The following is a 23,361-nucleotide window of genomic DNA, read 5'->3' as shown; positions in this document are numbered from 1 at the left end:
GAGGCCGGCACAGGCGATACAAAACTTTGCGTCCGCGTGACTTTCCCCTCCCCCCGCAAAGTCCCACTTCCTGGTACCCCCACAATCACAACACCAGGCCGGACCACCCATGCACCCTCAACGCACCGCCTTGCACAACGAGCTGCACGCCCGCCCGTCACTGTATTTCGACGGCCCGGCGCATGTCTTCCACCTGGCCTTGCTCGGCGGCGATGCTGCCTGTGCGGCACTGCTGCAACGCTGCTGCCCGGATGCCCTGGACACCGCAGCCGCCCAAGGCATCACCCGCCTGGATGGCCATCCGTTCAAGTGGGAACGGCACACCGAGTTCTTCACCCTGACCCTGGTGGTGCCCTGCACTGCCGCCGATACCGAGTGGCAAACGCTGCCGCCGGTGCTGGCCGAGGCTATCGCCCCGCAAGCGGCGCAGGTGATCAACGCGGTGCAGGTGCTGGTCCGTGACGAACAGGAACTGGACCTGCCCCACTACGGTTTCAAGGACCCGTGCGGCTCCTGCGTCGGCGGTGGCGATGCGGTGGTGTGGAGCGATTTTCGCCTGACCGAGGACGGCACCAACCGCTTCCTGTTCATCAACCGTCGCCTCAATGCCTACCGACAGGGCCGCATGATCCGCCGTCTGCTGGAGATCGAGACCTACCGCATGATGGCCTCGCTGACCCTGACCACGGCCAAGGACCTGAGCCAGGAACTGGATGCCTTCGACAAGACCCTGGTCAACCTCTCGGAGCGAAGTGCCGGTGTCGATGACCATGATTCCAAAGGCTTGCTGGAAGCCATTGCCCACCTGTCACGCCAGGTGGTCAGCCGTACGGTGAAAACCCGCCACCGCTTCGGCGCCACGCAAGCCTATGCGCAACTGGTGTTCGAACGCCTGGGCGAGCTGCGGGAAAGCCATGTGGGCGACTGCCAGCGCCTGGGGGTTTTCATCGAACGCCGGTTCAAGCCGACCGTGCGCTACTGCGCGGCCACCGAGCAGCGCCTGGAGCAGCTGGCAAAGAATGTGGCCAACCTGGGCGACCTGTTGCAGGCGCGGGTACAGGTGGAAATGGAAGAGCAGAACGCCGGGATCCTGCGCAGCCTCAATGCCCGGGCTGATGCCCAGGTGAAGATTCAACGGGCGGTGGAGGGGCTGTCGATCATTGCCATCACCTACTACCTGCTGAACTTGTTCAAGCTGCTGTATGGCGGGCTGAATGTGCTGGGGTTGGGGCTGACGGCGCGGGATGGGCTGTTGGCCATGGCGCCGCCTGTGCTGTTGGTGTTGCTGGTGATTTTGCTGAGGATCAGGCAGGCCAAGCAGCATTGAGGCAGGGGGCTGCCTTGCAGCCCAATCGCCGGCAAGCCAGCTCCCACAAGGACCGCGTCGACTTCAAGCCATACGCAGTACCTGTGGGAGCTGGCTTGCCGGCGATTGGCTTCACACCGACTCGTCAGCCGAGCGAGCGCCCTCCTGCACCAACACCATGCTCTGCGGCGACGACAGGGCAATACCTTCATCACGCAGGCGCCCAAGGATGGTGAACAACAGGTCACTGCGCGTACCGGACACCTGCCGCGGCCCCGCCACGTAACCACTCACACCTATCACCATGCCGCTGCTGGTCAGGTCCTTGAAGGTGACCGAGGTAGCCGGCGCATCCAGAATCGCCTCGTGCTCCTGGTAAGCCGCCAGCAGCAGTTCACGCACGCGGTTGGCATCGGTCTCCAGCGGCATGGTCAGGGTAATGCCGACCACGCCCAGGGCGTTGCCCATGGTCACGTTACGCACGTTCTGCGAGATGAACTGCGAGTTGGGCACGATAACCGTCGAGCGGTCGGACATCTGGATCTCGGTGGCGCGCACGTTGATACGGCGAATGTCGCCCTCGACACCCGCCAGGCTGACCCAGTCGCCCACCTTGACCGGGCGCTCGGTCAGCAGGATCAGGCCGGAAATGAAGTTCTGCACGATCTGCTGCAAGCCGAAACCGATACCCACCGACAGGGCACTGACCACCCAGGTCAGGCTGGTGAGGTTGATGCGCAGGGTCGACATCACCAGCATGGCCAGGAAGATGAAGCCCAGGTAACCCACCAGAGTCACCAGCGAGGCACGCATGCCGGCGTCCATGTCGGTTTCCGGTAGCAGGCGATCGCTCAGCCAGCGCTTGACCACGCGGATGGCGAACAGGCCGCCGAGGAACATCACCACTGCCAACAGAATGTCCTGGGGGACAATGTTCATGTTGCCCAGCAGCTTGCCGCCGGTCTCGTCCCAATCACCCAGGCTCAACAGCAGTTCGCTGGGGCTGGTGCCCGACGGCATCAGTGCCAGCAACAACGCCAGGAACAGCACCACGGTGCGGCCGATACCGGCCAGGATGGTGCTGGCCTGGGCCTGGTGACGTGGCGCCAGGCCCAGGGTCGAGGCCAGCGCCAGGCCGCCGGGCTGGCGGGGCGACAGCAGGGTTTCGCAGAGGTCGCCAAAGAACGTGGTCAGCAGGTAGGCACAGGTAATCACCAGGCTGACCCACAGCAGCTTGGCGGTGAGGAAGTAGGCGAGTGTCAGGTAACCGGCGAGCAAGGCCAGCAGGATCAACGTAAGCCAGATCACCATCACGAACGGGATCAGCCCGGCCAGGCCTGTGGGGCGCTCCAGGTCATGCTTGCGCAGGGTGCGGCGGTAACGCAGCAGCGCACCGGCGAAGGTGAACGCCACTACCAGCGCGGTCAGGCCGTTGACCGCCACGGTCAGCGCCAGGCTGGCACCGATCACGCTGTTGATGCGTTCCATGGTCATCATGACCATCAGCGCCAACGCCAGCACCTTGGGGAACCAGCCCAGGGCGCTGGCCACTTCATCGTGAATAGGTGGCAGGCGCCAGGACGGGCGCTGCAGCATCAGCATGGCGCGGCCCAGGCCGGTGATGAAGGCACTGAACACCACCAGGGCAAGTACATGATTGGCCAGGCTGGCGATATCGGCGCCCAACTCGGCGCTGCTCTCCAGCCCCCAACGCAGCAGCGAGACCGAGCCGGCGATGGTGCCCAAGGTTGCCAGGCTGACACCCAGCGCCAGCGCACTGCGGCGCAGGCGGCCTTCGGGCAGCCAGCTGACCATGGCGCCGGCGAGAAGGCGCTCGAGCACGCGGCGCACCAAGGTCCAGACCAGGATTGCCGCTACCAGGCTGGTAATGAACAGCCAGCGATTTTCAGCGCTGAAGGCACTGCTGATGGCATCAGCCGTCTCACCACGCAGGTCACGCAGGCGTGCCACATCGTCCTGGGTGGGGCGAATGATGCTCTGCCAGAACGCCGGGCTCAGCGGTGAGGCCGCGCGGCTGGTGATCTGCGAGTTGAACTGGCTGCGGCGCAGGTTGACGATTTGCGTGGACAAGTCGCGCGCCGACTGGGTCAGCTTGGAGGCCTGGTCCTGCTGCGCCACCAAGGCCTTCTTCTCGGCCTCCAGCGCTTTACGCTGCTGGGTCAGGGTAGCCGCCTCGTCCGGCTGGACCGGGCCGATGACCTTGAGCTTGTCGTCGACTTTTTCAACATCAGTGGTGCGCAGGGCAGTCAACGCGTCGGCCTGACGCTGCACCTGCATTGCGCCCAGGCGCAACTGCGAAAGCAGATCATCATTGGCGTCGCTGGTAACGCCCTGGCGTATCTGGTCCAGCCGCTCGCTCAACTGCTCGATGCTGGCGTTTTCATCCAGCACGTCCGCTTCGGCAACCGCCAGATTGGACAATGGCGTGGCCGGGGCCGACCAGGCCGGGCTGGCAATGGCAAGCATCAGGGCCATGAAAACCATCAGGCCTGGACAATAACGGGCAAGGCTGACACGCCTCATCGAATATTCCTCTTTACAATTCGATTTGGCGGAGGATTCTACGCGGCTTCACGCGATCAGGAGAGTGCCGTTTCTCGTTTGAGCAACTGCTGTTTGCGCTCGATGCCCCAGCGGTAGCCACTGATGTCGCCGTCGCGGCGGACCACCCGATGACAGGGGATGGCCACGGCGATGTGGTTGGCCGCGCAGGCCATGGCCACCGCACGCACCGCCTTGGGCGCGCCGATGCGCTCGGCGATGTCGGTGTAGCTGACCCGGCTGCCGGCCGGCACCTCGCGCAGGGCTTGCCACACCCGCTCCTGGAACGCAGTGCCTTGCACATCCAGTGGCAAGGCCAGGCCCAGCGCGGGTGCTTCGACGAATCCCACCACCTCGGCGACCAACCGTTCGTAAGCACTGTCGCCGCCGACCAGGTGGGCCTTGGGGAACTGGTCCTGCAGGTCGTGCAGCAGGGCCTCGGGATCGTCGCCCAGCAGGATCGCGCAAATGCCCTTCTCGCTCTGGGCCACCAGGATGGCACCCAAGGAGCATTGGCCAAGGGCGAAGTGGATGGTTGCCCCGGCGCCGCCGGCGCGGTATTGCCGCGGACGCATGCCCAGGCGCTGGTCGGCGCTTTCGTAGAAGCGGCTGTTGGAGTTATAGCCGGCGTCATAGATGGCATCGGTGACAGAGCGCTGGCCATCTTCCAGGTGGGCGCGCAGGCGCCGGGCACGGAAAGCGGTGGCATAGGCCTTGGGGGTCAGACCGGTTTCGGCCTTGAACAGGCGATGCAGGTGAAAAGGGCTGACGGCCAGTTGGGCGCTGAGTTGGTCGAGGCTGGGTGCCGGGTCGATGGCTTCGATCAGGCGGCAGGCGCGGGTGACCAGCTGGCTGTGGCGGGTGGCGCTGGTGGTGGCGGTGCAACGTTTGCAGGCGCGGTAGCCGGCGGTTTCGGCGGCAGCTGGGGTGTCGTAGAACTCGACGTTGGTTCGCTTGGCAAGACGCGATTTGCAGCCGGGGTGGCAGTAGATGCCGGTGGTGCGCACGGCGTAGACGAAGTGGCCGGTGGCGGCGGTTTCGCGGGATTCTACGGCTTGCCAGCGTTGGTCGGGGGTGGTGTAGGGGTTCATTGGTAAATGTCCAGATAGGTTGTTGCCTGTGCCGGCCTCTTCGCGGGCCGGCACAGGCAGTGCAAAACCTCAGGCCCGCCACAGGTACCAGGCCGCCACGGTGCGGTATGGGCGCCAGCCGCCACCCAGCGAACGCATTTGCGCCGGCGTCGGCGCCTTGTCCAGCCCCTTCAGCCGCCGATAACCCTCGCGCACGCCAAAATCGTCGACCGGCAGAACGTCCGAACGCGCCAGGCTGTAGATCAGCAACATCTCCACCGTCCACCGCCCTACCCCGCGCAATGCCACCAGCCGTTCGATCAACGCCTCGTCAGCCATGGCCAGTGCCTCTTCCCGGCTCGGCACCAGGCCATCCAGCCGGCCTTGGGCAATACCCTGGATCGTCGCCATCTTGCTCGCGGAAAAACCACAGGCGCGCATGGTTTGCGGTGCAACCGCCAGCAACTGTTCCGGCCCAGGGAAACTGGCCTCCGGAAACAGCGCCAAAAGCCGCCCCAGAATTGCCTCGGCAGCACGGGCATGCAACTGCTGGTAGGCAATCGCTCGCACCAGCACTTCGTAAGGTTCACGCCCCGGCGTGGCCTGGTGCAGGCAAGGCCCGGTCGCCTCGATATGCCGCGACCAGTCCGGGTCGAGCGCCGCAAGGTATTCAGTGGCCTCACGGTAGGCTTCAGGCGATAGGTCGGACAGGATCATGGCACCTCCAACGGGTCGATTGCAGGCCCAGCTTAACGCAGCCGTTCATCGGACAAACGCCGATTCTTGCGCGGCTAATTCCTGGCAGGGTATTGCTCGGCACCATCGCCCCGCAACCGCACCGTGCGCCGGTAAGACTGCCGGGCAAAGCACACGAACAACCCGGCCATCAGCGCCAGCGCGATGGGCAGACCATGCGGCGCCACATCCATCGCCGCACCGCTGACCAGCGGCCCGACCAGGCTACCCACACCCCACAGCAAGCCCACGCTGGCATTGGCGGTAACCAGGTCCTGCCCCTTGAAGCGCTGCCCGATCAGTACCAGCGCCAGGGTATAGATGCCGCCTGCCACGGCGCCCAGCAGCACCAGCAGCGGCCATAGCAACCAGGTCAGGTTCAGCAGCCAGGGCAGGCCGATACCGATCGCCATCGCCAGCAGCCCGCATACCAGGTGCAGCCCGGTGCGCTCCACCCGGTCGGCCAACCAGCCAAGCGGCAACTGGAACAACATGTCACCGGCAAACACGACGGTCACCATCAGCGCCGCCACGCCCACGGCAAAGCCATGGCTGGTGGCATACACCGGCAGCAGCGACAGCACCACGGCATCGAAGAACGAGAAGAACAGCACCGCCACGCATAACGCCGGCGCCACACGGAAGAAGCCGGCCAGGCCGAAGCTCTTTTCACCTTCTTCATGTTCCACATGGTCGTTGGGTACGGTCAGCACGATGCACAGCAGCGCCAGGCCATAGCAGGCGGTGACCACACCGGTGATCCACGGGCTGTCGGCGCCCAGCACCGCCAGCATGGCCGGGCCGAGCACCTGGAAGCCGGTAAAGCTGGTGGCGTACAGGGCCATGATCTTGCCGCGGTTGTGCTCCGGGCACAGTTCGTTGACCCACGACTCGCCGAGGATGATGGCGATACCCATGCCCAGCCCCAGGCCCAGGCGCAACAGCGCCAGCTGCCACAGCGAACCGAACGCCGACTCGAGCAAGGCAATGCTGAGCGTGCACAGGCTGAAGCACAGCAGGTAGATGGTGCGCCGGGTCAGGTGGCGACAGCAGGCGTCGACCAGGAACGCCGAGAGCATCATGCCCGCAGCGGGGATGGCCGAGATGATGCCGATTTCCAGGGTGCTCGCACCGGCTTCATGCAGGCGCAACGACACCAGCGGCAGGCTGGCCCCCAAACTGAAACCCACGACCGAAACGGCGAACAACAGGCCCGCCAGCAAACGCATGTTCATGTACCACTCCTTGCAAACCGAAAAGACGTGCAGACACAGGCGCGCACGCCAGGGCGGCGAGCGCGAAAGCGCAGATCAGTTCAGGCGAGGTGTGGCGAGAAGGTGAAGGCAAAAAGCACGCTGCGGCGACGCTTGAGCACCGTGTCGCTCGGCCACGCACGACGCAGGGCCTGGAAGGCAGGCTGGCGGGCGTTTGGCAGGGACTGGGTACGGCACATTGCTTTGACTACTACGCAGGTGGTTGAAGAAAGGGCGGACTCTAGGCCAAGGGTGGTCAAGTCGTCAAATTTCGGAGAGCAACCGCCTTGCATGCTCTCCAGACCTGCGCGGGCCCTTGTAGGAGCAGCCTTGTGCTGCGAAGAGGCCGGCAAGACAACAAATTGTCTTCGGCAGTAATGGCCTCTTCGCAGCACAAGGCTGCTCCTACAGGTTCTGTGCATCTTTCAGCGCTTGCCGGTACTTGGCAAGAACACCGCCAGCAACCCGAACAACGGCAGGAACGAACACACCTCGTATACGTACTCGATGCCACGCAGGTCCGCCACATACCCCAGCAAGGCCGCACCGATGCCACCAAAGCCGAACATCAGCCCGAAGAAGATCCCGGCAATCATGCCCACGCTGCCCGGTACCAGCTCCTGCGCATACACCACGATCGCGGAAAACGCCGAAGCCAGGATAAAGCCGATCACCACGCTCAACACGGTGGTCCAGAACAGATCGGCATACGGCAACACCAGGGTGAACGGCGCCACGCCGAGGATCGAGAACCAGATCACGGCCTTGCGCCCGATGCGGTCACCGATCGGCCCGCCAAAGAAGGTACCCGCCGCCACCGCACCAAGGAACAGGAACAGGTGCAGCTGCGAGCTGGCCACCGACACATCGAACTTCTCGATCAGGTAGAAGGTGAAATAGCTGGTAAAGCTGGCCATGTAGAAGTACTTGGAGAACACCAGCAGGCCCAGCACGATCAGCGCCGCCACCACCCGCCCGCGGGAAATGCCGTGGGTCGCCTGCACAGCCTTGCGCGCCTTGGCCTGGTTGAGGTGCTCCTTGTACCAGCCACGCAGCATCAGGGTGACGCCGAGAAAGAACAGCGCAGCCAGGCCGAACCAGGCCACGTGGCTCTGGCCGAACGGAATGACAATGGCTGCCGCCAGCAGCGGCCCCAAAGCCGACCCGGTGTTGCCACCGACCTGGAAGGTCGACTGGGCCAGGCCGAAGCGCCCGCCCGATGCCAGGCGCGCAATACGCGAGGTTTCCGGGTGGAAGGTCGACGAGCCGATACCCACCAGGGCCGAGGCCAGCAGAATCATCGGGAAGCTGCCGACGAAGGCCAGCATCACGATACCCACCAGGGTACACAGGGTGCCCAGTGGCAGCAGGTTCGGTGCCGGTCGGCGATCGGTAAAGAAACCGACCCAAGGCTGCAGCAGCGAGGCGGTGATCTGGAACGTCAGGGTGATCATGCCGATCTGGGCGAAACTCAGGTCGTAGTTGGCCTTGAGCATCGGGTAGATCGCCGGCAGCACAGACTGGATCAGGTCATTGATCAGGTGCGCCAGGGCGCAGAAACCGATTATGCGCATCACCAGCGGCGTGGCTTGGCTCGCCGCTGCACTGGTGGGCGCCGTGGAGGCGCTACTGATAGCCATGTGCCTGAATCTCCGTCCGTAGTTTGGGATCCGATTATCGGAAAACAAATAGATACATAGCTACCTTTTATTTCCTTTGTCCGCGACACACTTGAAAATGGTTATCAATATAATTAGCATCCTTGGCCAAATACCCGTCATCGTTGGGCGAAACGGCCCTAATCGCGAGCACACCAACCCCATGAGCCCAATGCCCGTTCGCGTCCGTCCACGGCAGATCAACGCGCACCGCAGCCATCTGGGCAAATGGCTGGCGCTATTGTTCCTCCTGGGGCTGGCCGCTACCGCCTACCTGTACTGGCCGCTGATACAGCGCCTGGGCAGCGAATTGCATACCGATGCAGGTGAGCGCCGTAGCATCCGCCTGGCCGATGGCACCACCCTGCACCTGGGCAGCGCCAGTGCGATGAACGCCGACCTGCGTGGCCGCACGCGCCAACTGCACCTGGTGCAGGGCCGGGTATACCTGGAAGTGATGCTCGACGGCAGGGCCATGGAGATAGCAGTGGGCGACGCGCGCATCCAGGTGTTCGGTACCCGCCTGCAGGTCGCCCGCCATGCAGGCCATGACGAACTGGTGGTACTCAGTGGCAAGGCCATGGTTATCCAAGGCAGCGAACAGCGCATGGTATCGATGGGTGAGCGGGTAACCTTCGATGGCGCGCATATCGGCCCGGTACGGAAAGCCGACCTCAAGGCCGCCGATGGCTGGCGCAGCGGGCAGTTGAAAGCCGGTGACATGCCGTTGGGCAAGGCAGAACCCGGGCCTGGCCGCTAAGTTTTTGAAAGCGTGCAAATTTTTTTTGAAATGAGTGTTGACAGGGGGGCCGTTCAAGAGAATAATGCGCGCCATCGGCTACATAGCTCAGTTGGTTAGAGCATAGCATTCATAATGCTGGGGTCCGGGGTTCAAGTCCCTGTGTAGCCACCAAACAAGACGAAGGGCTTACCGCAAGGTAAGCCCTTTTTCTTTGCCTGCGGAAAATTACCACAGGCCTGCACCCTTCCCGCACAGGGCATGCAATTGCCACCTCAACGCATTCCAGTCACCGCCACGGCCAGGCCCAACCCGATCAGCGCCAGGCCGATTACCCGGTCCACCAGCCTTTGCCGCTCGATCATCGCCTTGCGCAATGCCGTACTGGAAAAAAATACCGCCACCAGGCTGAACCACAGCCAGTGGGCAACGGACATGAAAGCACCGTAGGCAAAATCCAGCACCAACGAGCCGCCCGGTTGCACCACCTGGGTGAAGGCACTGATCACGAACAGCATGGTCTTGGGGTTGAGGGCGTTGGTCAGAAAGCCCGTGCGCAGGGCCTGCGTTACGCTGGTGGCTGATGCGGCAACCCCGTCGAGGCTGATACGCCGGGTGTTGGTCAGCGACTGGAAACCCAGGTAGACCAGGTAACCCGCACCCAGCACTTTCATGCCCAGGAACAGGGTCGGGCTCTGGCTGATGATCACCGCGATGCCCAGCACCGTGTACAGGACGTGCACCTGCACCCCCAGGGCAATCCCTACGGCAACAGCCAGCCCGGCCTTACGGCCCTGTGCATAACTGCTGCGGGTGACCATGGCGAAGTCGGCACCGGGGCTGATGACGGCGAGCAGGGTGAACAGGGCGACGGCAATGAGTTCGGTCATGCTGGTGGCTCTCGATAGACGATGGAAATGCACAGACCAGGTAATTATCGAGAGCTTATAGCCCAGCAAAAATCGATTTATAGTGAGGTAAATCTGATAGCTTTCCTCACAGATATCTAGAGCCTGTGTCGGCCTCTTCGCGGGTAAACCCGCTCCTACAGGGGCGGCGCATCGCCTGTGTGCGGGTTTACCCGCGAGAGGCCGGCACAGACAAACAGGAATGCCATGAAACTGCCGCCACTCAACGCCTTCCGCTACTTCGACATAGCCGCCCAGACCGAGAGCTTCGTGCGCGCCGCCGAGCACCTGCATGTCACCCATGGCGCAGTCAGCCGCCAGGTGCGTCTGCTTGAAGAAAGCCTTGGTGTGGAGTTGTTCGAGCGCCGCAACCGGGCCATTTTCCTCACCCCTGCCGGCCGTGCCTTGCAGGGCACCACCCAGGCGATCTTCGAGCAGCTCGAAGGCGCCGTGCAGCGTTTGCAACAACAGGCCCGCGACAACGTACTGGTGCTGTCGTGCGAGCCGACCATCGCCATGCGCTGGCTGATCCCGCGCCTGCCCCGCTTCCACGCCGCCCATCCCGACCTGCAGTTGCACCTGGTGGCCGCTGGCGGGCCATTGGACTTCGCACGTAGTGGTGTCGACCTGGCAATTCGCCGCGATGACTTCCACTGGGACAAACAGCTGTACAACCAGAAGATCTGCGACGAATGGATCGGCCCGGTCTGCCACCCCACCGCCCCCCTCCAACTCGAAGGCCAGCGCTTGCTGCACAGCGCCACCCGCCCCGGCGCCTGGCCCAACTGGCTGCGCCTGAGCGGCCAACAGGTCCGGCACACCGAGCGCAGCGACTACCAGCACTTCTACCTGTCGATTCAGGCCGCCAGCGCCGGCTTGGGCCTGGCCATGGCCTCAGCCCTCATGGTGCGCGACGAACTCGACAATGGGCAATTGCAGGCACCGTTCGGCTTCGTGCGTGACGGCTCGGCCTACCACCTGCTCAGCCCCTTGCCGTTGGAAGACGACGGCAAGCGCCAGCGCTTCGCCACGTGGGTGATGGGCGAATGCCGGAGCTGCCTGGCTCATCTGGGCTTGATACAGAACGACGAACCCGCACGGCCGTCACCACCCCAGGTACGGTAACCCGCGGTATCCACATGAATACGCCCGGAGTGGTAGCGCCCCAGGCCCATGTTCCAGGCCTGGCCGTATTGCTGCCAGAACCGGCACAGCGGGTTGGGGTCCGCCCAGTCGGGCAGCAGGATATCGACAGCGAACGCCCGGGCATGGGCGCTGTTGGCCGCCCCGCCGGCGCAGGCATTCAGCCGCGGGGCTCGATAGGCTGAAACCACCTCGAACTGACGCAGGATGCCCTGGTCATGAAGCGTCTTTATCAGCGAGAGCGTCGAGCGCACTGCCGGCCAGTTGCTGGCGGGCGGCACGGCGAAGGGGGACGCGTGGCACAGCTTCCAGTCCGAAGCCGAACGCAGCAGCTGATGGATCGGCACCACGCCATAAAGACGGGCATCCACAAGCATCTCGCGAAATGGCCGTGTCTGATGGTCCCCGGCCCATTGCGCGAACAACCAGATATCACGCTCATCGGCCTGCGCTCCTGCACCCAACATGCCCAGCACCAGCGGCAGCCATCCAGCCCTTTTCATCCCTGCTCCCCTTGCCACAGTATGTGCCACGCTGCCGAATACGGCTGCGCCCAACAAGGAGTTAAGCATGCACAAGATGGCATTACCGAGCCTTGCCGCCCTGGCCTTCAGCGGCCTTGCAGCCGCCGATGCGCGAATCGACCTGGGCGACGCCCAGCGCGTCACCCGCCTTTTCGCCTTCCCCAACAACTGCCACGTGATCTGTTATCGCGACTGGACCCTGGAGCAAACCGTAGAACACTATCTGACACAGAGCGTACGCCGCGACGGCCATGCCGCGGCCCAGGTGCATGTAAGCCGCGACAACGATCGCCTGCACGCAAACATCAGTGGCGTACCCGCCAACTATGCAAAACCCCTGCGCAAGCTGCTCGACAGCGGTGAACTGGCCTATCAGGCGGCCACCCGGCTGAACGAGGACGGCAAATGGTCCTACGACTGGTATCTGTTCCTGCCGCTGGGCATGGCCCTGCAGAACCGCCGCAGCATCGAACTGCTGCACTTCCCGCCGGACTACTCGCTGACCCAGGCCCAGGACTACCTGCGCTCCAACACCACCGACCGCTGGGCTGAGCTGTTGACATTCAACGGCGTCGACGCCAGCCAGACCCCGGCCTACCAGACCATCATCGATATCGCTCCCATCGCCGCACCCGCCAGCGCGGGTGAAACGCTGAAGGAAACCTACAGCTACTTCAAGGACTACCAGGTGCGCATGGTCAGCGAGATGACCCTGCAAAACCCCGCCAGGCCTCTGCCGATGGTGGCATTCGGCGCGCCGGTACGCAGCTGGATCCAGCAGCAGTACGGGCCGCAGGTTAATGTGCTGGGCCTGGTCAGCATCAGCCCGCAGGCAGGTGCCAAGGTACCGGTACTGGGTGCCAACCACCCTAGTGCCATCTGGTATGCGGCAGACAAGGACAGCCACGGCGGCAACCAGGATGCAGCTGATGCTGCCGGCTTGAAAATGATGGGGCAGGACCTGACGGCAGCCTGCTGGCAGGCAGGGATGGGGCGCAATCAACGGGCCGATGCCAAGCTGACGCTGGATGCCTGCTCGACCAAGTGGCAGGTTACACAGAAGAAACAGACCTGCGAGCTGTTCTTCCGCACCATTCGCAAGTACACGCCGGAGCAGGCGGCGGCAAAATGCAATACCGGCAGCGTGACCAGAAGCCTGCGCGACCTGGCCAAGCCGATGGAGGCTCAGCCACAGGACCTGTGATTGAAGCCCGCCCTGCTCAATCTTCGAGCAGGGTGCAGGCCATCACCAAGGCGTCTTCACGGCCGCCGGCAACCGGGTAATAGTCGCGGCGGCGGCCGATTTCGTTGAAACCATAGCGTTCGTACAAACGATAGGCCGACTGGTTGCTGGCACGCACTTCCAGGAAGCACTCGCGGCCATTGAGCTGGTAGGCCCGGGCCATTAGGTGCTCGAGCAGGCGCAGGCCCAGGCCGCGGCCCTGGTTTTCCGGCTTGACGGTGATGTTGAGCAGGTGGGCCTCGTCGATGATCACGTTGATCACGCCATGGCCCACCTGCTGCTGGCCGTCGAACATCAGCCAGACTTCATACGATTTGAGCGCATCCTGAAAGATCCCTCGAGTCCAGGGATGACTGAACGCGGCATATTCGATCTTAAGTACGGCATCCAGATCCGCCTCGGTCATCCGGCGGAAGCTGATCGAGTCACTCATTCAACGCTCTTCCAGCGCGCCATCAGCTGGCGCATGGCTTTCCAGACGTCCGCCTTGCGCTGCGGCTCGTCCATCAACAGTTCAAGGCCCGGCAAGGCCCAGGCTTCGCCCAGGCCCTCGAGCTTCAGGGTTTGGTAATAGGCTTCGCCGTCGACATTGGCGGCAAAGCGCAGCGCCGGCAGGCCGACCAGCCACAGGCAGGTGCACGGGGCGTCCTCCAGGCGCGCCTGGACAAAGCCCTGGACAAAATCGCGCGCCGCCTCCGGGCCCTGGTCCATGTTGCCGCGCACCAGCAGCGGCCAGCGCACCGGCTCGCCGATGATCTGCGGTGCGTCGGGCAGGCCGGCGGCGCGCAGCATGTCCTTGAGCAGCAGGTACGACGGGTCGCGGCTCTGGAACGGCTGGCCGGTGGCCAACTCCACCAGTAGCAGGCAGCTGCCGGCTCGTAGCAGCTGCAGCGAGAAGCGCGGGGGTGGCACCATGGCCGGGCGCGGTGGCGTGGCTTGCTCATCGGCCTCGACAGGCTTGGCGGCCGGCTTGGGCGCACTGCCCGGGCGCGGAATCTCGATTTTCGGCCGCTCGCCGGAGCGGGCCTGGGGGGTGACTGGCGCCTCGTTGGCAGCCGGTGCCGGCCTGACGTCGAAGTCGAGGTCCTCGACCGGCGCCACCGGCAGCAGCAGCTCGGGCCGCGACGGTGCGGCGAACGGCAGTTCGGCGCGCGGCAGCCAGTGCACCACTTGCATGGCGGAAAGGTAGGCGCGGCGACGGGGTTCGGTGAGCAAGGGGCGGGTTTCCGAGGGGTGGAGACAATAGGGGATTCTAACGTGTACGCCGTGTTTTTTGCAGCGCCTATCAGACCGAGCGCCGCGCGGGCGGCGCTCGATCTCACAGGCAACACAAAAACCAAGACGTACTCCACCATTACAGACCAAGGGGTGAAAACCTCCCCCCCGGATGCAGTACAATCGCCCCCTTTTTCTTGGCAACGAGTCGAAGCCAATGATCGAACCCAAGCGCGTCCTGCGCGCCCTAGCCGAACACTGGGCCCTGATCGAGCCGCTGTGCGAGCGTTTCGACCAGGGCACCCTGAGCCTGGTCGAATTGCGTCAGCATGTGGCCCGCCAGCAGGTCGAGAGCACCCCGCAGGACATCACCCAGCTGCTCGACGTGTGGATCCGCCTGGATATCCTGGTCCCGGTGGCCAAGAGCCCGAACCGTTTCGAGCTCAACGCGCAGATCCACGACTTCCTCGCCTACCTGCGCCGCGAACACCGGCTGGGCCTGTGCCTGGAGATCGAAGCCTACCTGCGCCACCTGGAGCGCCTGGCCGGGCATATCCAGGACGCCTTCGACAACCGCGACAGCGACGACCTGGCGCGCCAGCTGCGCCTGCTCGACATGCGCGTGCGCGATGTACTGAAGAAGCTCGACAACGACGAACAGGCACTGGTGGCCGTGGCCGAACGGGCCAAGACCAGCAACCGCCAGATCCCGCTGCGCCAGCGCTATGCCGAAGTACTGGCGACCTGGGACGAGTATGTCGAGCCGATGATCCAGCTGGTCAACGCCGACGGCGCCTTCGAACAGGGCGTGCGCAAGGTCGAGACCGTGCTGCTGAAGCTGCTGGGCGAACAGGCGCGCCTGGGCCACCTGGTCGACGACGACATGCTGCTGCGCACCCATGCGCGCATCCTGGAAATGCAGACCAGCGCCCAGCTGACCCTGCGCCACGCCCGCGAATTGCTGCTGCCGCTGCGTGAAGAAGCCCGCCGGCACAACGCCGTGACCCGTGGCGCCGCACTGGCCCTGTCGGTGATCCGGCGCAAGGGCATCGACGCCGTACCGCAAGCGGCCATGCCGATGTTCACCCGCCCGCAAAGCACCTTCCTCGGCAGCGCCAGCCAGGTCGAGGCCTATGTCTACGCCCTGGCCCGCTTCGAGCCCAAGCCGGCACGCTTCCCCAAGGCCCACAAGACCCAGTCCGGCGCCCTGCCCCGCGCACCGCGCACGGTCAAGGAAATGGCCGAACGCTGCGAACAGGCCCTGCCGCTGCCCGACCTGATGGTCTGGCTGCTGGAGCAGGAACCCGAAGGCGCCACCGACGAGCTGCTGTACTGGTTCTCGCGCCTGTCGCGGGAAAAGCGCTTCAAGCGCGAACGCCTCGACCGCCGCGAGTACATCACCCAGGAACACCTGGTCAGCCTGCGCTCGTTCGCCCTGACCTCCAGCCGCGAAGACGCCGCCAGCGCGCCTACCGAATCCAACGCGAGCCCAGCCCATGCATCTTGATCTTTCCGAACTGTCCCAGCTCGCGCCGATCTTCCGCGAGCTGTTCAAAGGCTTCCACGTCAGCCGCCGCGACCCCGAGCTGTATGCCCAGCTGTCGAACTTCCAGGACCAGTACCGCACCCTGTTCAAGGCCCTGGGCTTCGAACTGGTGTGCGACACCCGTGGGTTCTACTACTTCGTGCCGGACATGACCGCCGCGCAGGTCAACAAGACCGCGCAGCGCCTGTCGCTGTTCACCTTCATCCTGGTCGAACACCTGGCCGACCAGGGCCGCGACCCGATGGCCGTGCTCGATGGCGGCAGCATCGGCCGTGACGAACTGCCCTCGCTGCTGGACAAGTACCGCGACCTGTTCCTGCAGGCCGAAGTGCAGACCGTGGACGAGCTGGAAGAAAAAATCCTGCGCCGCATGACCCAGCTCGGCTTCGCCTTCGAGGAAGGCGGCATCTACCGCTTCCTGCCGCCGATGCATCGCTTCCTCGACGTGTGCCTGGCCGTGCAGCAGGACCGCGACCTGGCAGCCACCCTGCACAGCGACCTGCCGCTGCCGACCCCGGTACTGGTCGAGGAAGAAAGCCCCGAAGAACTCAACCGCACCGACGACCCGCTCGACCTCAGCCCCTTCGAGGGCGAGGAAAGCGAAGAGGAAGCCCTGGCCCGGGCCATCCGCGAAGAGCAACAGGAGATTGACGCATGAGCCAGGAACGCTACGGCATCCGCCGCTTCGCACTGCTCAACACCGCCGGCTACAGCCTTGGCCTGTTCCCGCTGGAGCACCCACTGTCGGTATACGGTGCCAACAACCTGGGTAAATCGGCGTCGATCAACGCCCTGCAGTTCCCGATCCTGGCGCGCATGTCGGACATGAGCTTCGGCAAGTACAGCCTCGAGCAGTCGCGCCGCTTCTACTTCGCCAGCGATACCTCGTACATTCTCTGCGAACTGAGCCTGCCCCACGGCCCGCACGTCATCGGCGTTGTCGGCCGCGGCCCGGGCGGCGGTTTCGGCCACCAGTTCTTTGCCTACAAGGGCGAACTGGACCTGGCCCACTACCAGAAGAACGACACCTGCCTGCGCCAGAAAGAGCTGTTCACCAACCTCGAGCGCCTGGGGATCAAGGCCTACGAGCTGAAGCCGGACGAACTGCGTCGTCTGCTGGTCGGTGGCCACACCTCGGTGCCGCTGGACCTGACCATGATCCCGCTGCGCTCGACCAGCGAGCAAAGCCTGAAAACCTTCCGCGCGCTGTTCATCAACCTGCTGCACATGCGCGAAATCACCGCCGCCAAGCTTAAGCAGCTGTTCCTCGACGCCTTCGAGCACAGCCTGCGCTCCGGCAGCGTCGACTACATCGCCGCGTGCGAGGAAGCCTTCCGCGACGTGCGCCGCATGGAACAGGACTACAACGCCCTGGTCGCCGCCGGCCCGCTGGTCGAGGCCCTGGCCGGTGGCGTGGCCCAGCGCGACATCCTGCGCGGCAAGCTGCACCGCATTTCACCAGTGCTCGACACCCTGCTGGGCACCTGGCAGGAATACGCCATGGCGCGCAAGGAAGAGCTGGTGATCCAGGCCGAGCACTACCGTGGCGAGCAGGACCGCCTGCAGAACGACCAGCGCGGCGGTACTCAGGAACTGATGCGCCTGGAGCGTGAAATTACCGGTATCCAGCGCTGGCTGGGCGAACTGTCGGTGCTCAAGCATCGCTTCGCCCTGGTCGATGACGTCAAGGTGCTGGAGCAGCAACTGCTGGCGGCCAAGGACGCCCACGACGAACTGGCCGGCGCCCTGGCCCAGTCGCGGCAGTTCAGCGCCGAAGACCTGGACGAACGCGTCCGCGACCTGGAAAAGCGCCTGAAGCAGGTCAAGCAACAGCTCGACCACGCCGACAACAACAGCTACGCCCGCCTGCGCGAAGAGTTCTCGCAGCAGGACGTCGACCGCCTGATGCGCCTGTTCAATGGCGCGCTGTTCAGCCTGCCGCTGGGTGAGCGCGGTATCGAACTGGACGACAGCGACCTGTGGGTAAAATCGCTGGAAGCGGTGCTCGACGGCTTCAAGGGCGAACGCTTCGAAGCCCCGGGCCTGTCCATCGACCTGTCGCACATCGACCCACCGGCACTGCAGGCCCTGGCCGACCGTGCCGCCCTGCGTGACCAGAAAGAGCGCCTGGAAAAAGAGCTGAAGCAGCTCAAGACCCAGCAAGCCGTGGCCGCCGACCGCTCCGCCTCCAAGGCGCAGACCGAAGCCCTTTACCAGGAAGTACTGGACGCGCAGAAAGCGCTGGAAGACTTCCGCCGCAGCGAAACCCTGGCCGCCGAAGAGCCCGAGAAGCTGGAGCAGCTGTCACAGCTCGAAGCCGCCCAGGACGAACTCAAACGCTCCAGCGACGCCTTCACTGAACGTGTCCAGCAGCTGTCGGCCAAGCTGCAGCTGGTCGGCCGGCAGATCGGCGACCTTGAGGCCAAGCAGCGCACCCTGGAAGACGCCCTGCGCCGTCGCCAGCTGCTGCCGGCCGACCTGCCCTACGGCACGCCGTACATGGAAGCCATCGACGACTCGATGGACAACCTGCTGCCACTGCTCAACGACTACCAGGACAGCTGGCAGAGCCTGCAACGGGTCGACAACCAGATCGAGGCGCTGTACGCCCAGGTGCGCCTGAAAGGCGTGGCAAAGTTCGACAGTGAAGACGACATGGAACGCCGCCTGCAGCTGCTGGTGAATGCCTACGCGCACCGCACCGACGAAGCCCTGACCTTGGCCAAGGCCCGCCGCGCAGCGGTCACCGACATCGCCCGGACCCTGCGCAACATCCGCAGCGACTACGACAGCCTCGAGCACCAGTTGGCGCTGTTCAACCGCGAGATCAACAGGCGCCAGGTATCCAACCTGGAGAGCTTCCGTGTGGTGCTGGCGCCGAACAAGGAAGCGCTCAAGCACATCGACCAGATCATCCACAGCGCCGGTCAGTACGAAGAAGGCGAAACCCTGTCGGTATTCGACCTGACCCAGAGCGCCGAGCAGGACAACAAGAACGAAGAGGCCAAGGAATACCTGGCACGGCTGGTGGCGGCCAACCACAACCAGCTGGGCCTGAAGGACCTGTTCGAGCTGGCGTTCGAGATCACCAAGGTCAACGGCCAGCCGGTGATCCATGCCGACATCGACGGCGCGGCATCCAACGGCACCACCATGACCATCAAGGCGCTGACCAACATGTACCTGTTGCTGCACCTGATGGACCGCGACCTGGCCGGGCGTATCCGCCTGCCGTACTACCTGGACGAAGCGGCGGACATCGACGAACGCAACCAGGCTGCACTGCTGGAGACCAGCCTGCAGCTCGGCTTCGTGCCGATCCTGGCGAGCGTGAAGCCGCAGGTGTCGGCGCGCGTGGCGATCGACCTGGAAGGTGGCAGTGGGCCGAATGGCATCTACATCGACGAGGCGGACTGGAAGTTCATCAGCCGTCGCGATGAGGTGAAGGCGGTTGTGCGTGAGGATCATCAGGCCGAGGAATTGGCCTGATATCGGAGTAGTGGGGCCGCTTTGCGGCCCTTTCGCAGCACAAGGCTGCTCCTACAAAGGTATGCATACGCCGATCAATGTAGGAACAGCCTTGTGCTGCGAATGGAGGCCGAAGGCCTCCCAAAAATCTACCAAGCTATCAATGAGCCCAAGGCAGAATCGGAATCGCGGTCACCGCATTCTGCGGGCTGCCTTCGATCATGCGGTCGCTGTACACCAGGTACACCAGCGTATTGCGCTTCTTGTCGAGGAAGCGCACCACCTGCATGGTCTTGAACACCAGCGAGGTGCGCTCCTTGAACACTTCCTCGCCATCCTTCAGCTCACCCTTGAAGCTGATCGGCCCGACCTGACGACAGGCAATCGATGCCTCCGCCCGGTCCTCCGCCAACCCCAACCCACCCTTCACGCCGCCAGTCTTGGCCCGCGACAGGTAGCAGGTCACACCCTCGACCTTGGGGTCGTCGAACGCCTCGACCACAATGCGGTCATTCGGCCCGAGGAACTTGAACACGGTGGACACCTGGCCGATTTCCTCGGCCCCGGCCAGCATTGGCAGCACCAATGCCGCCACGCCGATTACCCGCTTCAGCACGCTCATACCAGCACCAGGTTGTCGCGGTGCACCAACTCCGGTTCTGCGCTGTAGCCCAGCAGGCTTTCGATGGCATCGGATGGCTGGCCGATGATCTTCTGCGCCTCAAGGGCGCTGTAGTTGGCCAGCCCACGGGCTACTTCCAGGCCGTCCGGGCCGACGCACACCACCATCTCGCCACGACGGAAGCTGCCCTGCACGGTCTTCACGCCAACCGGCAGCAGGCTCTTGTTGGCCTGGCGCAGCGCCTGCACGGCACCGGCATCCAGCACCAGGGTGCCACGGGTCTGCAGATGGCCGGCCAGCCACTGCTTGCGCGCGGCAAGCATGCCGCGCTCGGGCGACAGCAAGGTACCCAGGCGTTCGCCAGCCTTGAGGCGATCCAGCACGCGCTCGATGCGACCACCGATGATGATGGTGTGGGCACCGGAACGGGCAGCCAGGCGCGCGGCGCGCAGCTTGGTCTGCATGCCGCCACGACCCAGCGCGCCACCGGTACCGCCGGCCACGGCATCCAGTGCCGGGTCGTCGGCGCGAGCCTCGTAGATCAGCTGGGCTTCGGGGTTGTTGCGCGGGTCGGCGTCGAACATGCCATCGCGGTCGGTGAGAATCACCAGCAGGTCAGCCTCGACCAGGTTGGCCACCAGCGCCGCCAGGGTGTCGTTGTCGCCGAAGCGGATCTCATCGGTGACCACGGTATCGTTTTCGTTGATCACCGGCACCACGCCCAGGTCGACCAGCGTGCGCAGGGTGCTGCGGGCGTTCAGGTAGCGCTTGCGGTCGGACAGGTCGTCATGGGTCAGCAGGATTTGCGCGGTGTGCTTGCCGTGCTCGCCGAAGCTCGACTCCCAGGCCTGCACCAGGCGCATCTGGCCGATCGAGGCAGCCGCCTGCAGCTCGTTCATCGCACTCGGTCGCGACGTCCAGCCCAGCTGGCTCATGCCGGCAGCCACGGCCCCGGAGGAGACCAGTACCAACTCCACGCCTGCCTCACGCAGCGCGACCATCTGCTCGACCCAAACGGCCATGGCACCGCGATCGAGGCCTTTGCCATCGGCGGTCAGCAGAGCACTGCCAATCTTCACGACCCAGCGCTTGGCGCCCGTCACCTTGCTTCGCATCTTCTTCCAACCTATGTCGAATCTGTAGATACCGTGGATACAAAAACGCCGCTCCAAAGAGCGGCGTTTAGTGTACTGCAACCGGTCAGTCGCGCACGTAAATGATTTCCGGGCCGTCTTCGTCGTCCTCGAAATCATCGTCCCAACCATCATCGTCGCCGATGTCGTGCACGCTCTTGACACCAGTACGGCGCAGGGTACGGGCGTCGTCCAGGGCCTGCAGCTGGGCACGGGCTTCGTCTTCGATGCGCTGGTCGAGGTCGGCCAGCTCTTCGGCGTAGGCCGGGTCGTTGGCCAGGCGGTCGGCGCGGTCTTCGAGGTAGCGCATCAGGTCGTGGCTGAGCTTTTCGGTGCCCTGCTTGGAGATGGCCGAAATCACGTAGACCGGGCCCTCCCACTGCAGGCGCTCGACCACTTCCTTGACCCGCTCGTCGCGCTCGTCATCCATGACCATGTCGGCCTTGTTCAGCACCAGCCAGCGCTCACGCTCAGCCAGCGACGGGCTGAAGCGGGTCAGCTCGTTGACGATGACTTCGGCGGCATCGGCTGGGCTGCTTCCGTCCAGCGGCGCCATGTCCACCAGGTGCAGCAGTACGCGGGTACGCGCCAGGTGCTTGAGGAAGCGGATACCCAGGCCGGCGCCTTCGGAAGCACCTTCGATCAGGCCGGGAATGTCGGCGATGACGAAGCTCTTCCAGCGGTCGACGCTGACCACACCCAGGTTCGGCACCAGGGTGGTGAACGGGTAGTCGGCCACTTTCGGCTTGGCGGCCGAAACCGAGCGAATGAAAGTGCTCTTGCCGGCATTCGGCAGGCCCAGCAGGCCGACGTCAGCCAGCACTTTCATTTCCATCTTCAGGTCACGCTGGTCACCTGGCTTGCCCGGGGTGGTCTGGCGCGGTGCACGGTTGGTGCTGGACTTGAAGCGGGTGTTGCCCAGGCCGTGCCAGCCGCCTTGGGCGACCATCAGTTTCTGGCCCGGGGTGACCAGGTCACCGATCACTTCCTGGGTGGAGGCGTCGATCACGGTAGTGCCGACCGGCACACGCAGGTACAGGTCGTCGCCCTTCTTGCCGGTGCAGTCGGTGCTGCCGCCGTTGGCGCCACGCTGGGCCTCGTGGTGACGGGTGTAGCGATAGTCGACCAGGGTGTTGAGGTTTTCGTCGGCGATCATGTACACCGAACCACCGTCGCCACCGTCACCACCGTTGGGGCCACCGTTCTCGATGAATTTCTCGCGACGGAAGCTCATGCAACCGTTGCCACCGTCACCGGCCTTGACCCGAATGGATACTTCGTCAACAAACTTCATTCAAAACCGCCTCTCGCCTGCTGGCGAGTTGAATACCTGAAAAACCTGAGGCTCTTGCAAAAATGAGCGCGGCGGCCCCGTACGACCGTAGAAACCCACGCCGGCAGCCCATACAAACAGCTTTGCAAGAGGCTCACCACAAACGAAAAAGCCCCGTCGCATGACGGGGCTTCTGGAGCGACGTCGCGATTAAGCGGCGACGATGCTCACGTAACGGCGCATGAACTCGCCTTTTTTCTCGAACTTGATCACGCCTTCGATCTTGGCGAACAAGGTGTGATCCTTGCCCATGCCAACACCGTAGCCAGCGTGGAATTCGGTGCCGCGCTGACGGACGATGATGTTGCCTGGCTTGATAACCTGGCCGCCATACATCTTCACGCCAAGGCGTTTCGATTCTGAGTCGCGACCGTTACGAGTACTACCACCAGCCTTCTTGTGAGCCATGGTTCAATTCTCCAAATAAATTCAGGGGATCTAGGGGATTAAGCCTGGATACCGGTGATTTTGATCTCGGTGAACCACTGGCGGTGGCCCATACGCTTCATGTGGTGCTTACGACGACGGAACTTGATGATGCGAACCTTGTCGTGGCGGCCTTGCGAAACGACTTCGGCCACTACTTTAGCGCCAGCAACAACTGGAGCACCGATGGTGACTTCTTCACCGTTGGCGACCAGCAGGACGCGATCGAAGGTCACGGATTCGCCAGTGGCGACTTCCAGTTTTTCGATCTTGAGGAATTCACCTTCAGCGACTTTGTACTGCTTGCCGCCGGTAACGATTACTGCGTAAGACATGGTATTTCTCCGATAATCCTGCTCACCCAGCGCTTTATATGATGAGTATTGGCTGGCATGGCTGCACAGGGCTGGAACGGCCCGGCGCAATTGCGTAAGGCAGGTGCTGCCCAGGAAGTTAGGGTGCGCGATTGTACGCAAC

At 63.8% G+C, this 23,361-nt stretch carries 20 protein-coding genes, 1 tRNA gene and 1 pseudogene; 8 read left to right on the top strand and 14 right to left on the bottom strand.

The genetic code is table 11. The features are described from left to right. Nucleotides 1–109: 109 nt before the first annotated feature. Nucleotides 110–1,327 (top strand): DUF3422 domain-containing protein, encoded by a 1,218-nt coding sequence (locus tag ACK56M_RS04255; protein ID WP_096009874.1) that lies wholly within the window; start codon nt 110–112, stop codon nt 1,325–1,327. Between the two features lie 111 nt (nt 1,328–1,438). Here ACK56M_RS04255 and ACK56M_RS04250 read toward each other — a convergent pair whose 3' ends face one another. From ACK56M_RS04250 to ACK56M_RS04230, 5 genes are all read right to left on the bottom strand, one after another. Further along, nucleotides 1,439–3,850 (bottom strand): DUF3772 domain-containing protein, encoded by a 2,412-nt coding sequence (locus ACK56M_RS04250; RefSeq protein ID WP_411959261.1) that lies wholly within the window; start codon nt 3,848–3,850, stop codon nt 1,439–1,441. 56 nt (nt 3,851–3,906) lie between these two features. Continuing rightward, the gene (ada, locus tag ACK56M_RS04245; RefSeq protein ID WP_015268912.1) at nt 3,907–4,959 is read right to left on the bottom strand and encodes a bifunctional DNA-binding transcriptional regulator/O6-methylguanine-DNA methyltransferase Ada; all 1,053 of its coding nucleotides are present in this window, start codon (nt 4,957–4,959) and stop codon (nt 3,907–3,909) included. Nucleotides 4,960–5,028: 69 nt separating this feature from the next. Next, nucleotides 5,029–5,655, bottom strand: a complete 627-nt coding sequence (locus ACK56M_RS04240) for a DNA-3-methyladenine glycosylase family protein (RefSeq protein WP_015268911.1) — start codon at nt 5,653–5,655, stop codon at nt 5,029–5,031. A gap of 74 nt (nt 5,656–5,729) precedes the next feature. Further along, nucleotides 5,730–6,908 carry an MFS transporter gene (locus ACK56M_RS04235; RefSeq protein ID WP_023661336.1) on the bottom strand — a complete coding sequence of 393 codons (1,179 nt, stop codon included), beginning with the start codon at nt 6,906–6,908 and terminating at the stop codon, nt 5,730–5,732. A 443-nt stretch (nt 6,909–7,351) separates the two neighbouring features. Beyond that, a complete protein-coding gene (locus ACK56M_RS04230) occupies nt 7,352–8,566 on the bottom strand; it encodes an MFS transporter (protein WP_023661338.1) in 1,215 nt (404 codons plus the stop codon). A 181-nt stretch (nt 8,567–8,747) separates the two neighbouring features. On the opposite strand from ACK56M_RS04230, the pseudogene ACK56M_RS04225 reads away from it, so the two are divergent. Both ACK56M_RS04225 and ACK56M_RS04220 read left to right on the top strand, forming a co-directional pair. Further along, a pseudogene (locus ACK56M_RS04225) lies at nt 8,748–9,320 on the top strand (FecR family protein); the annotation flags it as partial. A gap of 100 nt (nt 9,321–9,420) precedes the next feature. Further along, nucleotides 9,421–9,497: transfer RNA gene (locus ACK56M_RS04220), tRNA-Met, on the top strand. A gap of 101 nt (nt 9,498–9,598) precedes the next feature. Here the strand turns inward: ACK56M_RS04220 and ACK56M_RS04215 are convergent. After that, a complete protein-coding gene (locus ACK56M_RS04215) occupies nt 9,599–10,213 on the bottom strand; it encodes a LysE family translocator (protein ID WP_054572307.1) in 615 nt (204 codons plus the stop codon). A 225-nt stretch (nt 10,214–10,438) separates the two neighbouring features. On the opposite strand from ACK56M_RS04215, the gene ACK56M_RS04210 reads away from it, so the two are divergent. After that, entirely contained in the window at nt 10,439–11,356 is a 918-nt protein-coding gene (locus ACK56M_RS04210; RefSeq protein WP_061303392.1) for a LysR substrate-binding domain-containing protein, read from the top strand. Here ACK56M_RS04210 and ACK56M_RS04205 read toward each other — a convergent pair. Next, nucleotides 11,296–11,877 carry a D-Ala-D-Ala carboxypeptidase family metallohydrolase gene (locus ACK56M_RS04205; protein ID WP_170977500.1) on the bottom strand — a complete coding sequence of 194 codons (582 nt, stop codon included), beginning with the start codon at nt 11,875–11,877 and terminating at the stop codon, nt 11,296–11,298. The two genes, ACK56M_RS04210 and ACK56M_RS04205, sit on opposite strands and share 61 nt — an antisense overlap. A 67-nt stretch (nt 11,878–11,944) precedes the next feature. Here ACK56M_RS04205 and ACK56M_RS04200 point away from each other — a divergent pair, with 67 nt between their 5' ends. After that, complete coding sequence (locus ACK56M_RS04200) at nt 11,945–13,102, top strand: hypothetical protein (protein WP_015268904.1); 1,158 nt, start codon at nt 11,945–11,947, stop codon at nt 13,100–13,102. A 16-nt stretch (nt 13,103–13,118) separates the two neighbouring features. Here the strand turns inward: ACK56M_RS04200 and rimI are convergent, their stop codons facing one another. Both rimI and ACK56M_RS04190 read right to left on the bottom strand, forming a co-directional pair. Beyond that, nucleotides 13,119–13,574, bottom strand: a complete 456-nt coding sequence (gene rimI / locus ACK56M_RS04195) for a ribosomal protein S18-alanine N-acetyltransferase (RefSeq protein WP_003256329.1) — start codon at nt 13,572–13,574, stop codon at nt 13,119–13,121. After that, entirely contained in the window at nt 13,571–14,356 is a 786-nt protein-coding gene (locus ACK56M_RS04190) for a hypothetical protein (RefSeq protein WP_041506271.1), read from the bottom strand. The genes rimI and ACK56M_RS04190 overlap by 4 nt, the downstream gene beginning before the upstream one ends. A 217-nt stretch (nt 14,357–14,573) precedes the next feature. Between ACK56M_RS04190 and mksB the strand changes: the two genes are divergently transcribed. The 3 genes from mksB to mksF are packed head-to-tail and all read left to right on the top strand — an operon-like array spanning nt 14,574 to nt 19,391. Continuing rightward, on the top strand, nt 14,574–15,863 hold the full coding sequence (gene mksB, locus ACK56M_RS04185) for an Mks condensin complex protein MksB (protein ID WP_024086237.1): 1,290 nt from the start codon (nt 14,574–14,576) through the stop codon (nt 15,861–15,863). Continuing rightward, entirely contained in the window at nt 15,853–16,560 is a 708-nt protein-coding gene (gene mksE, locus ACK56M_RS04180; RefSeq protein ID WP_013970824.1) for an Mks condensin complex protein MksE, read from the top strand. Before mksB ends, mksE begins: the two co-directional genes overlap by 11 nt. Beyond that, complete coding sequence (gene mksF, locus ACK56M_RS04175) at nt 16,557–19,391, top strand: Mks condensin complex protein MksF (protein WP_100413038.1); 2,835 nt, start codon at nt 16,557–16,559, stop codon at nt 19,389–19,391. Before mksE ends, mksF begins: the two co-directional genes overlap by 4 nt. A 139-nt stretch (nt 19,392–19,530) precedes the next feature. On the opposite strand, the gene ACK56M_RS04170 is transcribed toward mksF, so the two are convergent. The 5 genes from ACK56M_RS04170 to rplU form a co-directional block, all read right to left on the bottom strand. After that, entirely contained in the window at nt 19,531–19,992 is a 462-nt protein-coding gene (locus tag ACK56M_RS04170) for a CreA family protein (protein ID WP_015268900.1), read from the bottom strand. After that, the gene (gene proB / locus ACK56M_RS04165; protein WP_015268899.1) at nt 19,989–21,107 is read right to left on the bottom strand and encodes a glutamate 5-kinase; all 1,119 of its coding nucleotides are present in this window, start codon (nt 21,105–21,107) and stop codon (nt 19,989–19,991) included. Before proB ends, ACK56M_RS04170 begins: the two co-directional genes overlap by 4 nt. Nucleotides 21,108–21,192: 85 nt before the next feature. Beyond that, on the bottom strand, nt 21,193–22,419 hold the full coding sequence (gene cgtA / locus ACK56M_RS04160) for an Obg family GTPase CgtA (protein WP_013970821.1): 1,227 nt from the start codon (nt 22,417–22,419) through the stop codon (nt 21,193–21,195). Nucleotides 22,420–22,608: 189 nt separating this feature from the next. Next, complete coding sequence (gene rpmA / locus ACK56M_RS04155; RefSeq protein WP_003247464.1) at nt 22,609–22,866, bottom strand: 50S ribosomal protein L27; 258 nt, start codon at nt 22,864–22,866, stop codon at nt 22,609–22,611. Nucleotides 22,867–22,904: 38 nt separating this feature from the next. After that, complete coding sequence (rplU, locus tag ACK56M_RS04150; protein ID WP_003247466.1) at nt 22,905–23,219, bottom strand: 50S ribosomal protein L21; 315 nt, start codon at nt 23,217–23,219, stop codon at nt 22,905–22,907. Nucleotides 23,220–23,361: the final 142 nt, after the last annotated feature.

It is taken from the genome of Pseudomonas sp. s4 (genome assembly GCF_046764235.1).
GTDB classification, from domain to species: domain Bacteria; phylum Pseudomonadota; class Gammaproteobacteria; order Pseudomonadales; family Pseudomonadaceae; genus Aquipseudomonas; species Aquipseudomonas asiatica.
The sequence above is the reverse complement of the archived record's forward strand: the minus strand, read 5'-3'. Positions and strand labels throughout refer to the sequence as shown.

Bases quoted from the DNA above. Each gene is read 5' to 3' on its own strand.
- ACK56M_RS04255 (WP_096009874.1), top strand. From the start codon at position 110: ATGCACCCTCAACGCACCGCCTTGCACAACGAGCTGCACGCCCGCCCG.
- ACK56M_RS04250 (WP_411959261.1), bottom strand. From the start codon at position 3,850: ATGAGGCGTGTCAGCCTTGCCCGTTATTGTCCAGGCCTGATGGTTTTC.
- ada (WP_015268912.1), bottom strand. From the start codon at position 4,959: ATGAACCCCTACACCACCCCCGACCAACGCTGGCAAGCCGTAGAATCC.
- ACK56M_RS04240 (WP_015268911.1), bottom strand. From the start codon at position 5,655: ATGATCCTGTCCGACCTATCGCCTGAAGCCTACCGTGAGGCCACTGAA.
- ACK56M_RS04235 (WP_023661336.1), bottom strand. From the start codon at position 6,908: ATGAACATGCGTTTGCTGGCGGGCCTGTTGTTCGCCGTTTCGGTCGTG.
- ACK56M_RS04230 (WP_023661338.1), bottom strand. From the start codon at position 8,566: ATGGCTATCAGTAGCGCCTCCACGGCGCCCACCAGTGCAGCGGCGAGC.
- ACK56M_RS04215 (WP_054572307.1), bottom strand. From the start codon at position 10,213: ATGACCGAACTCATTGCCGTCGCCCTGTTCACCCTGCTCGCCGTCATC.
- ACK56M_RS04210 (WP_061303392.1), top strand. From the start codon at position 10,439: ATGAAACTGCCGCCACTCAACGCCTTCCGCTACTTCGACATAGCCGCC.
- ACK56M_RS04205 (WP_170977500.1), bottom strand. From the start codon at position 11,877: ATGAAAAGGGCTGGATGGCTGCCGCTGGTGCTGGGCATGTTGGGTGCA.
- ACK56M_RS04200 (WP_015268904.1), top strand. From the start codon at position 11,945: ATGCACAAGATGGCATTACCGAGCCTTGCCGCCCTGGCCTTCAGCGGC.
- rimI (WP_003256329.1), bottom strand. From the start codon at position 13,574: ATGAGTGACTCGATCAGCTTCCGCCGGATGACCGAGGCGGATCTGGAT.
- mksB (WP_024086237.1), top strand. From the start codon at position 14,574: ATGATCGAACCCAAGCGCGTCCTGCGCGCCCTAGCCGAACACTGGGCC.
- mksE (WP_013970824.1), top strand. From the start codon at position 15,853: ATGCATCTTGATCTTTCCGAACTGTCCCAGCTCGCGCCGATCTTCCGC.
- mksF (WP_100413038.1), top strand. From the start codon at position 16,557: ATGAGCCAGGAACGCTACGGCATCCGCCGCTTCGCACTGCTCAACACC.
- ACK56M_RS04170 (WP_015268900.1), bottom strand. From the start codon at position 19,992: ATGAGCGTGCTGAAGCGGGTAATCGGCGTGGCGGCATTGGTGCTGCCA.
- proB (WP_015268899.1), bottom strand. From the start codon at position 21,107: ATGCGAAGCAAGGTGACGGGCGCCAAGCGCTGGGTCGTGAAGATTGGC.
- cgtA (WP_013970821.1), bottom strand. From the start codon at position 22,419: ATGAAGTTTGTTGACGAAGTATCCATTCGGGTCAAGGCCGGTGACGGT.
- rpmA (WP_003247464.1), bottom strand. From the start codon at position 22,866: ATGGCTCACAAGAAGGCTGGTGGTAGTACTCGTAACGGTCGCGACTCA.
- rplU (WP_003247466.1), bottom strand. From the start codon at position 23,219: ATGTCTTACGCAGTAATCGTTACCGGCGGCAAGCAGTACAAAGTCGCT.